Origin of the sequence: Acidovorax radicis N35 (assembly GCF_000204195.1) — a bacterium.
Taxonomy (GTDB): Bacteria; Pseudomonadota; Gammaproteobacteria; order Burkholderiales; family Burkholderiaceae_C; genus Acidovorax; species Acidovorax radicis.
Genome location: NZ_AFBG01000005.1, coordinates 19,648 through 32,693 on the forward strand (window position 1 = coordinate 19,648; position 13,046 = coordinate 32,693).

A 13,046-nucleotide genomic window follows, 5' to 3' on the forward strand; every position below is an offset into this window, starting at 1 on the left:
CAAGATGCACAAAGTGTAAGTTGCGGAAAGAAAATTAGCCAATAAAAAATGCCCCAGTACTGAATGGACACTGGGGCGTTTGATTGACCCGTGTCGGGTCTTATTGATATCGCTCTAGGGGCAGGTACTGCGGGCGCCCCTTAGCGCAGATCAGTGGAACTGCTCTTCTTCGGTCGAGCCCGTCAGGGCCTTCACGCTGGAGGAGCCGCCCTGGATCACCGTGGTCACGTCGTCGAAGTAACCTGCGCCCACTTCCTGCTGGTGCGACACGAAGGTGTAGCCCTTTTCGCGTGCTGCGAATTCTGGCTCTTGCACCATCTCGGTAATCACTTTCGCCGGTTGTTCTGGAGGACGCATGTTCGCCGATCGCACTCCTCCTCAATCCACTTATGGGAGCACATGAGCCAAAATCACTGGGTGACAAAATTTACTATTGCCAACCCTCACACGGCTTGCGTAGGTGATGCGCAAGTCCGCATGCACACCATGGAGCCCCCGTTTGAAGGAAAGTGGCGCTACCTAGTAAGTGGCGAGGGACACGAGGGCTCTCATCCAGAGCATCACCTTTCGCCCCACAACTTACGAGGCCTGCGACCTAGCGATGTGCCTAATGGGCTCTCGTTGTCAATTTACCGACCTAAGTCATCGTTTCGCCTCTTGAGCAGTTTTGAACTGAGGAAGCTTGATGACGAATCTCAAATTTCAGTCAATGTCGACCTTGCATTCGCAGACTGGCACCTTCCGAAGAATTTACGGGACTTCGTCGACGACTACCGCTCGGCTCTCTTGAGGGGGTTGACGAACTTGGTGAACGTGACCATCGATCAGGACGAAGTAGGCTACTCTCTCACATGTGCAGTGAAGGTATCCCCACCAGGGGACTTCTTTGCTGCATACACAAGCCTTGCTGAAGAGGTTCTAGCTGCCTACCGGCAAGCCCTGGCAGAACTGGTGCGACCAAGTGCCCCAATACAACCCACAAGTCCCACAGACGGGCATGGTCCGCGTTGGTGGATTCGATATGTCGTTGTCCCGATTCTCGGCAGCGGAGCGGTCGCGGCAGCAGTAACCGCAGTTGTTGCGCTTCTGAGGTAGGCGGTGACACAACGTCAATCACAGCTTCATCGCAAGTCGAACGTATTCGCATGAGTCCCGGCTAGAGCACATACTGAGCGATCATCCGAAATCGCTTCTTTAGGCAACACATCATCCCCGAACCGTACCGACTTCCACCAAGTCCGCTGCAAGACGGTGATAGGTACAAACCAAGCAAAACGCCCCTGGCTCTGTAAAGAACCAAGGGCGTCTGAATGACTGGTAGCTGGGGCGGAATCGAACCACCAACGGAAGGATTTTCAATCCTTCGTGCTACTTGGCCTCAGATCAGTGGAACTGCTCTTCTTCGGTCGAACCCGTCAGGGCCTTCACAGAAGACGAACCGCCCTGGATCACCGTGGTCACGTCGTCGAAGTAGCCTGCGCCCACTTCCTGCTGGTGCGACACGAAGGTGTAGCCCTTTTCGCGTGCTGCAAATTCTGGCTCTTGCACCATCTCGGTGTAGTGCTTCATCCCTTCGCCCTGGGCGTATGCATGGGCGAACTGGAAGGTGTTGAACCAGTTGATGTGGATGCCGGCCAGCGTGATGAACTGGTACTTGTAGCCCAGGGCCGACAGGTCTTCCTGGAACGAAGCGATCTGGCTGTCGTTGAGGTTCTTCTTCCAGTTGAACGATGGCGAGCAGTTGTACGACAGCAGCTTGCCGGGGCAGGCGGCGTGCACGGCCTGGGCGAATTCGCGGGCGAAGCCGATGTCTGGCACGCCGGTTTCGCACCACACCAGGTCGGCGTAGGGAGCGTAGGCCACGCCACGGCTGATGGCTTGTTCCAGGCCGTTCTTGACGCGGTAGAAACCTTCTTGCGTGCGCTCGCCGGTCAGGAACGGCTTGTCGTTGGCATCGTGGTCAGACGTGATCAGGTTGGCAGCTTCTGCATCGGTACGGGCCAGCACGATGGTGGACACGCCCATCACGTCGGCCGCAAAACGTGCGGAGATCAGCTTTTCGCAGGCTTCCTGCGTAGGCACCAGCACCTTGCCGCCCATGTGGCCGCACTTCTTCACGGCAGCGAGTTGGTCTTCGAAGTGCACGCCGGCAGCGCCCGACTGGATCATGTTCTTCATCAGTTCGAAGGCGTTCAGCACACCACCGAAACCGGCTTCTGCATCGGCCACGATGGGCAGGAAGTAGTCGATGAATTCCTTGTCGCCGGGGTTGATGCCACGGCCCCACTGGATTTCGTCGGCGCGCTTGAAGGTGTTGTTGATGCGGCGAACCATGGTGGGCACCGAGTCGTAGGCGTACAGCGACTGGTCGGGGTACATGGTCTCGGACGTGTTGCCGTCAGCGGCCACTTGCCAGCCCGACAGGTACACGGCTTCCAGACCGGCCTTGGCCTGCTGCATGGCCTGGCCGGCGGAGATCGCGCCGAATGCGTTCACGTAGCCCTTCTTGGCGCCGCCGTTGATCTTGTCCCACAGCTTTTCAGCGCCGCGCTTGGCCAGCGTGTGCTCGATAGGCAGCGAGCCGCGCAGGCGCACCACATCGGCGGCGGAGTAGCCGCGCTTCACGCCCTTCCAGCGGGGGTTCTGGGCCCAGTCTTTTTCCAGGGCGGCAATTTGCTGTTCGCGGCTCAGTTGTTCGTTGAGGGATTGGGGCATGAGATCACTCCAGAGGTTGGTTGAAAACGCCGGGCTGCTTGTGCTGCCCTTGGAGATAACTTTAAGTCTTCTATAAGACTTGAGCAAGCTCTTATGTCTTATACAAGAGATAAATTTTCTCCTTGAAAAACAACAACTTAATCACACCATTTCTCAATACAGAAATTGATTTCTCATATCGAGAAAAATTGCGGCAATGCAACATCTATCGTATTCTGCATTACGAAATCCAGTTTTTGCATTACAAAAATCTATGGCGTCACAGGGTGCCCAAACGCGGGGCCTTCAGCCAGTCCCCCTCGGGAATGCGCGGCGCAGAGACCACATATCGGGGATTGATCTCATAGACCAGGCAGGACACGGCTCGCCCGCCCACATCGACCACGATGTCACGCTTCACATACTCGTCGCTGGGATTGGCGCCCAGGTCCTCGATCTCGTCCAGAACGGTCTCCAGAGCAGGCTCAATGGCATACACCTCGCCCTGAACCCACAAGGGCCCGCCCAGCGCCATGCCCGGATAGGCTCCCAGGTGGTAGAGCACCCCCTCCACTTGGGCGGTGCCCAGGAACCGGGGCGCCGGGCGAAGGCGGGTGATGTCATTGGATCCGCCGCGCCGCAGCGTGCCATAGACAAAGACACAGCGCAGGGAGGCAGCGGGCAGGATTTCGTCGGGCATGATGCGCACCTCTTTTTGGCATAAAACAGGTTCTTGTCAATCTCCAGTCTAGTGAACACCATCCCCAGCCGACCTTTCGCGTATCTGTGCCTGGCCCTCAGCATGGCGCTGGTGGGCAGCTACGTGGCGCTGTCCAAACCCCTGGCCGCCGTACTGCCGGTATTCCTGCTCGCATGGATGCGCTTTGGCATTGGCGGTGTGGCCATGCTGCATTGGCTCAGGAAGCCCGTGGACGAGCCCCCACTCACCCCACAAACCCGGCGGCTGCTGTTTCTGCAATCGTTCCTGGGCAATTTCCTGTTCACCATCTGCATGATCTACGGAGTGAGTCTGACCGATGCCGTCTCGGCCGGCGTGACCCTGGCTGCGATTCCCGCCGCAGTGGCGGTGATGGGCTGGGCTTTTCTGCGGGAACGCGTCGCACCACGCACCTGGGCGGCCGTGGCCTGTGCCGTGGCGGGAATTGCCTTGTTTTCGCTATCAAAACAAGAGCATTCAGCGCTTACTGGACAAGCGCTGGGCACTAAAAATTCTCAAAACTTTGCCTGGTTGGGGCCTTGGCTGCTGCTGGGCGCGGTGGTGTGCGAGGCGGCCTATACGGTGATCGGCAAGAAGCTCACGGGCAGCCTGGGCCCCAAGCGCATCTCCTCGCTCATCAACCTGTGGGGCTTTGTGCTGTCCACGCCGTTCGGGCTGTACGCAGCCTGGCATTTCGACTTTGCCGCCGTGGGCTGGGGCATCTGGACGTTGCTGGTGTTCTACGCGCTGGCGGCCTGCGTGTGGACGGTATGGCTCTGGATGACCGGGCTCAAGGCCGTGCCAGCAGCGCAGGGTGGCGTCTTCTCGGTCATGCTGCCAGTGAGTGCAGCCTTGGTAGGCGTGCTGGTGCTGGGTGAATCACTGACCCGCTGGCAATGGGCGGCGTTTGCCATCGCACTGGCCAGCATGCTGCTGGCCACCCTGCCCTCACGCGCCGCCCTGCGTGTGGGTCGGCATGGCGGCCGCGCAGGCTGATGGGGGCCCACCAGCCACCCAGCCCCAACGGCTACGCAGCCAACGGGCGCGCGCTGACGACGATGCCATCCGCATCGGCATACAACCAGTCGCCCGGCCGCACCCAGACCCCCTGGATCTGCACAGCAACATCGCGCTGTCCTTCCCCCCGGCGCTCGGTCGGCAAGGGAATCAGCGCCAGTGCACGAATGCCAACGGCCGCCGCGTTCAACTCGGCCACGTCACGCACGCAGCCGTCCACCACCACACCGGCCCAGCCATTGAGCGCAGCGGCAGCCGCCAGATTGCCCCCCACAAGCGCCCGGCGCAGCGATCCGCCACCATCCACCACCAGAACGCGGCCCTCTCCCGGCGACTCCACCGCAGCCTTGACCTGCGTGTTGTCCTCATGGCACTTGACGGTGCTTATCGGGCCTGCAAACGCGGCCACGCCGCCAAAACTCTGAAAAACGGGGGGCAGAACGCGAAAAGCCCCGGTCATGTCGCCCTTGTGCACATCGCAAAAATCGCAGGTACTAAAGGGGGCGGCAGAAGGTGCAGCAGTCATTTTTGGAAGGCCTTTCGGACGAAGTGAACAACGGGAACGCAGCGGGCGCACAGCGCCGGACAGGTTGCCCCGCATTGTCATACAGCCCCAGGGGGCGGACTGGAAAACGCGGCCAGCGCAGGCGGCTTTGTCAAGGCAGAAGCGCCGCGTGGGCGACTTATTGGCCTGCACGCGGCACCACCGCTACAAATCGAGGCAAAAAAAGCCGTTTCTCCCTTGGAAACGCGTTTTTTTCCCAGTAGCATCAGCCTGCCAGTGGGAAAGCCTAGTTTTCGCTGGTGAAAATTTACTTCCAACAAGGAAAACCCAACATGGCAACTGCAAAAAAAGCTCCGGCAAAAACAGCCCCCGCAGCCAAGACGGCTGCTGCCCCCGCCAAGAAGCGCACCCCCAACGCTGCTTTCATGAAAGCACTCACGCCCAGCCCCGCGCTGGCCGCCGTGGTGGGCTCGGCACCGCTGCCACGCACGGAGATCATCAGCAAGCTGTGGGTCTACATCAAGGCCAACAACCTGCAAGACGCTGCCAACAAGCGCAACATCAACGCCGACGCCAAGCTCAAGGAGCTGTTCGGCAAGCCCCAGGTCTCGATGTTTGAACTGGCTGGCCTGATCGGCAAGCACGTCAAGTAAACACGCACCCTGGTGCACAAAGAAGCCGGCCCAGCCGGCTTTTTTTTCGTCTGGACTCCGGCAAACTGTGGCGTATTGGCATCAATGCAAATGAGAATGACCCGCATTTGATGTAACATAAAGAAGCAAGTCGAAGCACAGCCATGTTGATCTAGCCACTGCCTTTCGTCTGCAATCAGCGCCCCACGCGCCACCTGCACCCATTCCCCATCGACGGAGGCCATCTTGGCAAAAACACGCGCTCAGCGCCGCAGCTCCGTGCTGCGCCCACAACAATCCTCTCCCTCCCCCGTGTCCACCACATCGCGCGGCTTGTCCTCCGACAAGGCACTGCTTCCGCTGGGCGCGCTGATGCTGGCCGCCTCCGTGGGCGCCATGGCACAAACCACCACACCAGAGAAAACACTGGCGCCCGTCGTGGTCAAGGAACGGGCCGAAGCCCCTGAGGGCAAAGACAGCGTGCGTGCCACCGAGACCACCATTGGCAAGGGCAAGCAGCAACTGCGTGATATTCCGCAGTCGATCACGGTGGTCACCGAGCGCCTCATCGACGACCGCAACCTCGACACCGTCAAGGAAGCCCTGAAGAACACCGCCGGCATCACCTTCCTGGCGGCCGAGGGCGGCGAGGAAGACATCCGCCTGCGCGGCTTTGCGCTCCAAAGCACGGGCGACATGTTCATCGACGGCATGCGCGACCCCGCGTTCTATGACCGCGACACCTTCAACCTGGACCGCGTCGAGCTGCTGCGCGGATCCGCCTCCATGCTGTTTGGGCGCGGCTCCACCGGCGGCGCTGTGAACCAGGTCAGCAAGGCCCCCCGCCTCATCGATTCGCACCAGGTGGACCTGACCCTGGGCAGCCACCAGTACCGCCGCATCACGGGCGACTTCAACATCCTCACGGGTGAAAACGCCGCCCTGCGCCTGAACGCGATGAGCACCACGGCCGACAACAACGGCTCGGGCAGCAGCCTTGAGAAGAAGGGTATTGCAGGCACCTACGCCTTTGGCATCGGCACGCGCGACGAGTTCGCCGTGAGCCTGTACCACCTGGACAACAAGAACGGCATGAACTACGGCATGCCCTGGATCCGCCGCAGCGCCAACTCGCCCGTCAGCGACACCACGCTGCTGCCGCTGGACCCCAAGAACTACTACGGCGCCGCCAGCGACTACAACGCAGGCAGCGCAAGCTTTGCCACGCTGGGCCACATCCACCGCTTTGACGGCGAATCGGAGCTCAAGACCCAGGTGCGTTTCGGCCGCTTCGAGCGCGACCAGCGCGCCGGCACCGTGCGTCTGGCCGCCGCGGCCCAACAGCCAGGCGGCATCGCCGCAACGCTGGACAGCTTCGGCCCCGCTACGCGTCTGACGCGTGGCACGCAGCTCAAGATCCAGAACATGGACACCGTGCACCTGCAAAGCGACTTCAGCAAGAAGTTCGAAGCACTGGGCTACAAACACGAATTGCTGGCAGGCGCCGACTTCGCGCACGAGAAGAAGACCGTGTACGCCGCACGCAACGCCGCGCAAGGTGGCGTGGACCTGGTCAAGCCCCCCACCACCGTGGCCACGCCCAACGATGGCGTCGGCGTGGACGAAACACGCCGCGTGCTGCGCACGTCGAGCGACTTCGATGCCAAGGGCTACGGCTTCTATGCCCAGGACCTGATCCAGATCGCTCCCCACTGGAAGCTGCTGGCCGGCCTGCGCTACGACAACATGGATGGCAGCTACAACACGTTTGGCATCCCTGCTGCAGCCCCCGGCCCTGTCACTACCACCAGCTACCGCCAGAAGATTTCCGAGTGGAGCAAGCGTGCGGGCGTGCTGTACCAGCCCAACGATCTGCAGTCGTACCACTTCTCGTACGGCACCTCGTTCAACACCTCGGGCGACACGTATTCGTACAGCGCCGCGACGGTGAACACGCCCCCCGAAGCCAGCCGCAACATCGAGATCGGTGCCAAGCTCGACTCGGCCGACAAGCGCTTCACCACGCGCCTGGCCGTGTTCCACTCCACCAAGTACCGCGAGCGCAACACCGATCCCGACCTGAATATCGCCGTGCTGTCGGGCAAGCGCCACGCTGCCGGCGCCGAGATCGACGTCACGGGTCGCCTGACCTCCAAGTGGGAGGTCTACGGTTCGTACATGTGGATGCCCAGCGCCAAGATCGACATCGGAGCTGAAGGCGCCGAAGGCCAGGGCAGCCGCCCATCGCTCACGCCCCGCCACAGCGGCACGGTGTGGACCACCTACCAGATCACACCTGAACTGCGTGTGGGTGGCGGCCTGAACTTCCGCAGCTCGCAAACCCCCAACCGCAACCCCGGCTGGGAAGTGCCTGGCTACGTGACCGCCGACCTGATGGCCGAATACGCCATCAACGAGCGCTACACGATCAAGGCCAACCTGAGCAACGTGACGAACAAGCTTTACGCCGACTCGATCTACAGCGGCCACTACGTGCCCGGCGCAGGCCGCATCTTCCAGGTCACGGCCAGCATGAAATTCTGATCTGCGTCACAACGTTTCTTCAAGGTATTTGCCGCCCCCTTACCGGGGCGGCTTTTTTGCTTTACAACCCACGCCATGCTGCTCACGCTCCCCGACCTTCTCTCGCCCCACGACCTGCAGACCGCCCGCCAGCTGCTGCGCAACGCCCCCTGGGCCGATGGCAAGGACAGCGCGGGCACGCAGGCGCGCCAGGCCAAGAACAATGAGCAACTGCCACGCGACTGCGAGGCCGCGCAGCACATATCGGCCCTGGTGATGGCGTCGCTGGACCGCAGCGCGCTCTTCCTGACCGCCACCCTGCCCAAGCGGGTGTTCCCGCCGCGCATCAACCGCTACGGCGGTGGGGCCAACCACTATGGCGACCACGTGGACAGCGCCGTACGCCAGATGGCCGACCGGCGCGAGCGCCTGCGCACCGACATCTCGTGCACCGTGTTCCTGTCGGAGCCCGACGAATACGACGGCGGCGAGCTGTGCATCGACGACACCTTTGGCGAGCAGCGCGTGAAGCTGCCCGCAGGCCACGCGGTCATCTACCCCGGCACCAGCGTGCACCAGGTCAGCCCTGTGACCCGTGGGCACCGCATGGCGTGCTTTTTCTGGATCGAGAGCATGGTGCGCAGCGACGAGCAGCGGCGCCTGCTCTACAACATGGACATGGCCCTGCTGCGCCTGCGGCAGGAGCATGGCGAATCGCCCGAGACCGTGGCCCTGACCGGCACCTACCACAACCTGCTGCGCATGTGGGCGGATACGTGAGCCAGCCTCCCGCCGATCCCCGCACCGCGCTGCCGCCCGGCATCGTGAACCTGGCAGACCACGAGGCCCATGCCGCCACCCACCTGGAGCCCGGGGCCTGGGCCTACTTCAACGGAGCCGCGGCCGACGAAATCACCCTGGCTGCCAACCGCCGGGCCTGGGACCAGATCGGCTTGCTGCCCCGCGTGCTGCGGCCCCTGGCGGGCGGGCACACACGCGTGGAGCTGCTGGGCCGCACGCTGGCCCACCCCATCCTGCTGGCCCCTGTGGCCTACCAGCGCATGGCCCACCCCGACGGCGAACTGGGCGCAGCCTATGCCGCGGCCGCCCTGGGCGCGGGCATGGTGCTGAGCACCCAGGCGAGCACCCGGCTGGAGGCTGTGGCCAGTGCCATCCGGGACGATGCGGGGCGGGGGCCGTTGTGGTTCCAGCTGTACCTGCAGCACGACCGCGCTTTCACCCGTGAACTGGTCGAACGGGCCGAACGCGCGGGCTACGAAGCCCTGGTGCTGACGGTGGACGCACCCTGCCACGGGGCACGCGACCGCGAACGGCGGGCCGGGTTCCGCCTGCCGGCTGGCATCAGCGCCGCCAACCTGCTGGGCATGCTGCCCCCGCCGGAAGTCCCGCTCGCCCCCGGCCAGAGCGCACTGTTCGATGACTTGCTGCACCACGCCCCCACCTGGGCCGATGTGCAGTGGCTGCAGTCCATCACCCGGCTGCCCGTGCTGCTCAAAGGGGTGCTGCACCCCGACGACGCCCGTGAGGCCGCCAGCCTGGGCGTGGCAGGAATCATCGTCTCCAACCACGGCGGGCGCACGCTGGACACCACGCCCGCCACCGCCACCCAGCTGCCGCAGGTGGTCGAGGCGGTCCGCGCCGTTCACCCAACGATGCCGGTGCTGGTGGACGGGGGCATCCGGCGTGGTACCGACGTGCTCAAGGCGATGGCGCTGGGGGCCAGTGCCGTGCTGGTGGGGCGCCCCGCCGTCCACGGCCTGGCCAATGCCGGGGCTGCCGGCGTGGCCCACGTGTTGCGGCTGTTGCGCGATGAACTGGAGATCGCGATGGCGCTCACCGGCTGTGCCACCTTGGCCGACGCCTCCCCCGCGCTGCTGGTGCGGCGTTGACGACTTTCCGGCGATCTGGCGCTTTGTCCCCGTTGCGGGAAATGATTTATTGCAAATGCGATAGATTCGTATTTATAATGCAGACACCTTCAACAGCCAGCCACACTGCCTGCCGCCATGATCGTCTGTGTTTGCCGCCGGATTTCCGACCGTGAGATTGCCCGCCACGCACGTGCAGGCATGAGCTTTGACGAAATCCAGTTCGAACTGGGCGTGGCCACCCAATGCGGGTGCTGCGAAAGTTGTGCCCGCGATGTCGTGGCGCAGTGCAGTGCATCGAATCCGGTGGCCGCCCTGCACAATGAGGCAGCGCCGAAAACGATCCAGCTTGCCAGCTCCATCCTGGAAAGCAAGTCATGGAACTCCTCTCTACACTCGCAGGCAGCCTGATCCTCGTCGCAGGCTCGGCCTGGTGGATTTTTCGCAAATAATCGAGGTCTTTTAGGGCGCTAGCGCTTGATGTACAAGCGCTAGCCGCTATCATTTTTATGTCTCACCCTGATCGTTTTGCCACCCCCGGGGGGTTCAGCCGCAACACCGTGATCGTGGGCTCTGTCGTCGCTCTGCATGTTGCGGGCCTTTGGGCCCTGCAGTCCGGCCTGCTGCGCAAGGCCGCCGAGATCATCGTGCCGGCGGAACTGCTGACGGAGTTCATCGCGCCACCCGCCGCACCCAAGATCACGCCCCCGCCGCCCGCCCCCCCGCCACCGCCCAAGCCCGCCCCCAAGGTGGCTCCGCGCCCCGCGCCCATGCCGTTGGCCATTGCAGACCCCACCCCCGCACCCAATGCCCCCACGGGCATCACCACACCCCAGCCGCCTGCGCCCCCCATCGAGGCGCCCATGGCTCCGCCCGCGCCAGCCCCGGCGCCCCCGGCTCCGCCCGCCCCCCCCAAGATCGAGCTGCCGTCCAGCGACGCCGCTTACCTGAACAACCCCAAACCCAGCTACCCCGCCATCAGCAAACGCATGGGCGAGCAGGGCAAGGTGATGCTGCGCGTGCTGATCGGCATCGACGGTACCCCGCAGAAGGTGGAAATCAGCAAGTCCAGCGGCTTCGACCGCCTGGACCGACAGGCCCAGGAAGCCGTCATGCGCTGGCGCTTCGTGCCCGGCAAACGCAACGGCGTGCCCGAGACCATGTGGAATCTGGTCCCTGTCAACTTCGTTCTCGAATAACCAAATTCACCACCAATTACCGCTTTAGGGAGTTTTTCTCATGGAATCGCAATTCGGCATCGCCAACGTCTGGATCCAGGGCGACTTTGTCACCCGCGCCGTCGCCATCCTGCTGCTGGCCATGTCGCTGGCCTCGTGGATCGTCATCCTCATCAAGGCCCTGGACATCATCAAGTTCAAGAAGCACACCCGGGCTGCCCAGGACTTCTGGCACAGCGAAGACTTCGCCGCTGGCCTGACCAAGCTGGGCGCCGACCCGACCAACCCCTTCCGCCACCTGGCGCTGGAAGGCCGTGAGGCCACGGCCCACCACCGCAACACCAAGGCGCACCTGCACGACAGCCTGGACGTGAGCGACTGGGTCACCCGCTGCCTGCGCAACTGCATCGACGAATTCACGTCGCGCCTGCAGTCCGGCCTGGCCATCCTGGCCTCGGTGGGTTCCACCGCCCCCTTCATTGGCCTGTTCGGCACCGTCTGGGGCATCTACCACGCGCTGCTGGCCATTGGCACTTCGGGCCAGTCCACCATCGACAAGGTGGCCGGCCCCATCGGCGAGGCGCTGATCATGACGGCCCTGGGCCTGGCGGTCGCCATCCCTGCGGTGCTGGGCTACAACGCGCTGGTGCGTGGCAACAAGTCCATCCTGGGCGGCCTCAACAGCTTCGCCCATGACCTGCACGCCTACTTTGTCACCGGCGCCCGCGTGAATGCGCCCGGCGAGCAAGGCAAGGTCCTGCCCATGAAGAAAGGTGGCTAAGCCATGGCCTTCGGAACCCAAGACGACGCCGATGACGTGATGAACGAAATCAACATGACGCCCCTCGTGGACGTCATGCTGGTGCTGCTCATCATCTTCATCATCACCGTGCCCGTCATGAAGCACTCGGTCAACGTGGACCTGCCCCGCGCCACCAACCAGCCCGAGAACATCAAGCCCGAGACCGTGCGCCTGTCGGTGTCGGCCGATGGCAAGTATTTCTGGAACGAATCGCAGGTCACGGAAGAAGAACTCTTTCCCCGCCTGCAGGCCGAGGCCGCCAAGGAGCCCCAGCCTGACCTGCACATCCGCGGAGACAAGGAAGTGCGCTACGAACGCGTGGCCCAGGCCATGGCCGCAGCGCAACGTGCAGGTGTGCGCAAGATCGGGTTTGTGACCGAGCCCCAGTCCTGAGCGGAGCGTGCGGTTGGCATGCCCGCCGCACCCGATGCGCCAACAGCCTCTGACTCCGCCGGGCTCTCAGCCCGGCAGCCTGTTCAAGCCGCTGCCCGGTACAGCTTTGCTGGCCGGGCAGCGGCGTTGAAGGTCCCCGGAAAAGCGCCCCCGGACCGGCCAGAAAAAACAACAAAAAGAAACATCAAACCCGCTTGACTTGTAATTGCGAATCGTTATCATTAACAAAACGCACTGCAACGCAACAGGAAAAATCTTCATGCAAGCCACATTGACCGCCGCCTCGCTCCTGCGTCCTCTTTCCGCCGACAAGGCTGCCTCGCAGGTCGGCCACGAAGGGGCCGTACCTTTTGCAGAGGCTGGCGCTGCTGCCGTGGACAGCAGTGCCTTGCTGCAAGGCCAGAAGGCGGTCGCCATCAGCCACAACGGTTCGGTCTACCGCCTGCAGGCCACCAAGCTGGGCAAGCTGATCCTGACCAAATAACGGCGTTTCTCCCTCCAGCGTGAACGGGTGAACGCAAAGGCCCAGCACAGGCCCTCCAGACAGGTTTCATCGTGGGGCGACTCCCGGGCTTGCAACAAGCTCGCAAGGGTCGTTTTTGCCAGCCAACGGGTTCGCCCGCGTAGCCAGGCTTTTTTTCTGCCCAGTTCTCCCCGCCCCAGGAAGCTTCGAACCCAACAAAAAACGACGACGC

The 13,046-nt window shown here is 62.9% G+C and carries 14 protein-coding genes, 1 tRNA gene and 1 pseudogene; 10 read left to right on the forward strand and 6 right to left on the reverse strand.

Translation table 11 applies throughout. The features are described 5' to 3' along the window. Positions 1-150 precede the first annotated feature (150 nt). From ARADN35_RS0101210 to ARADN35_RS0101220, 4 genes and pseudogenes are all read right to left on the reverse strand, one after another. Positions 151-333: pseudogene (locus tag ARADN35_RS0101210) on the reverse strand (isocitrate lyase); the annotation flags it as partial. A gap of 982 nt (positions 334-1,315) precedes the next feature. Continuing rightward, positions 1,316-1,384: transfer RNA gene (locus ARADN35_RS28155), tRNA-Phe, on the reverse strand. Next, complete coding sequence (gene aceA, locus ARADN35_RS0101215; protein ID WP_010458161.1) at positions 1,384-2,715, reverse strand: isocitrate lyase; 1,332 nt, start codon at positions 2,713-2,715, stop codon at positions 1,384-1,386. The genes ARADN35_RS28155 and aceA overlap by 1 nt, the downstream gene beginning before the upstream one ends. 259 nt (positions 2,716-2,974) lie before the next feature. Continuing rightward, positions 2,975-3,394 carry a gamma-glutamylcyclotransferase family protein gene (locus ARADN35_RS0101220; protein WP_010458162.1) on the reverse strand — a complete coding sequence of 140 codons (420 nt, stop codon included), beginning with the start codon at positions 3,392-3,394 and terminating at the stop codon, positions 2,975-2,977. 102 nt (positions 3,395-3,496) lie between these two features. Between ARADN35_RS0101220 and ARADN35_RS0101225 the strand changes: the two genes are divergently transcribed. After that, positions 3,497-4,408: a DMT family transporter gene (locus ARADN35_RS0101225; RefSeq protein ID WP_010458164.1), complete on the forward strand. Its 912-nt coding sequence runs from the start codon at positions 3,497-3,499 to the stop codon at positions 4,406-4,408. A gap of 31 nt (positions 4,409-4,439) precedes the next feature. Here ARADN35_RS0101225 and rraA read toward each other — a convergent pair whose 3' ends face one another. Further along, positions 4,440-4,955: a ribonuclease E activity regulator RraA gene (gene rraA / locus ARADN35_RS0101230; protein WP_010458167.1), complete on the reverse strand. Its 516-nt coding sequence runs from the start codon at positions 4,953-4,955 to the stop codon at positions 4,440-4,442. Between the two features lie 311 nt (positions 4,956-5,266). Between rraA and ARADN35_RS0101235 the strand changes: the two genes are divergently transcribed. From ARADN35_RS0101235 to ARADN35_RS0101270, 8 genes are all read left to right on the forward strand, one after another. After that, a complete protein-coding gene (locus ARADN35_RS0101235) occupies positions 5,267-5,587 on the forward strand; it encodes an SWIB/MDM2 domain-containing protein (protein ID WP_010458169.1) in 321 nt (106 codons plus the stop codon). Positions 5,588-5,938: 351 nt separating this feature from the next. Further along, the gene (locus ARADN35_RS0101240) at positions 5,939-8,110 is read left to right on the forward strand and encodes a TonB-dependent receptor (RefSeq protein ID WP_085940279.1); all 2,172 of its coding nucleotides are present in this window, start codon (positions 5,939-5,941) and stop codon (positions 8,108-8,110) included. A 75-nt stretch (positions 8,111-8,185) separates the two neighbouring features. Next, positions 8,186-8,869, forward strand: coding sequence for a Fe2+-dependent dioxygenase (locus tag ARADN35_RS0101245; RefSeq protein ID WP_010458173.1), 684 nt, complete (start codon positions 8,186-8,188; stop codon positions 8,867-8,869). Beyond that, on the forward strand, positions 8,866-9,999 hold the full coding sequence (locus tag ARADN35_RS0101250; RefSeq protein WP_010458175.1) for an alpha-hydroxy acid oxidase: 1,134 nt from the start codon (positions 8,866-8,868) through the stop codon (positions 9,997-9,999). The genes ARADN35_RS0101245 and ARADN35_RS0101250 overlap by 4 nt, the downstream gene beginning before the upstream one ends. A gap of 117 nt (positions 10,000-10,116) precedes the next feature. After that, positions 10,117-10,389 (forward strand): (2Fe-2S)-binding protein, encoded by a 273-nt coding sequence (locus ARADN35_RS0101255; protein ID WP_010458177.1) that lies wholly within the window; start codon positions 10,117-10,119, stop codon positions 10,387-10,389. Positions 10,390-10,487: 98 nt separating this feature from the next. Beyond that, complete coding sequence (locus ARADN35_RS0101260) at positions 10,488-11,177, forward strand: energy transducer TonB (protein WP_010458178.1); 690 nt, start codon at positions 10,488-10,490, stop codon at positions 11,175-11,177. A gap of 40 nt (positions 11,178-11,217) precedes the next feature. Next, positions 11,218-11,937: a MotA/TolQ/ExbB proton channel family protein gene (locus ARADN35_RS0101265; protein ID WP_010458181.1), complete on the forward strand. Its 720-nt coding sequence runs from the start codon at positions 11,218-11,220 to the stop codon at positions 11,935-11,937. Between the two features lie 3 nt (positions 11,938-11,940). Next, positions 11,941-12,351, forward strand: coding sequence for an ExbD/TolR family protein (locus ARADN35_RS0101270; RefSeq protein ID WP_010458183.1), 411 nt, complete (start codon positions 11,941-11,943; stop codon positions 12,349-12,351). 66 nt (positions 12,352-12,417) lie between these two features. Here the strand turns inward: ARADN35_RS0101270 and ARADN35_RS28160 are convergent, their stop codons facing one another. Further along, a complete protein-coding gene (locus ARADN35_RS28160) occupies positions 12,418-12,612 on the reverse strand; it encodes a hypothetical protein (RefSeq protein ID WP_159103173.1) in 195 nt (64 codons plus the stop codon). Here ARADN35_RS28160 and hemP point away from each other — a divergent pair. Continuing rightward, on the forward strand, positions 12,611-12,835 hold the full coding sequence (hemP, locus tag ARADN35_RS0101275) for a hemin uptake protein HemP (protein ID WP_010458185.1): 225 nt from the start codon (positions 12,611-12,613) through the stop codon (positions 12,833-12,835). The two genes, ARADN35_RS28160 and hemP, sit on opposite strands and share 2 nt — an antisense overlap. Positions 12,836-13,046: the final 211 nt, after the last annotated feature.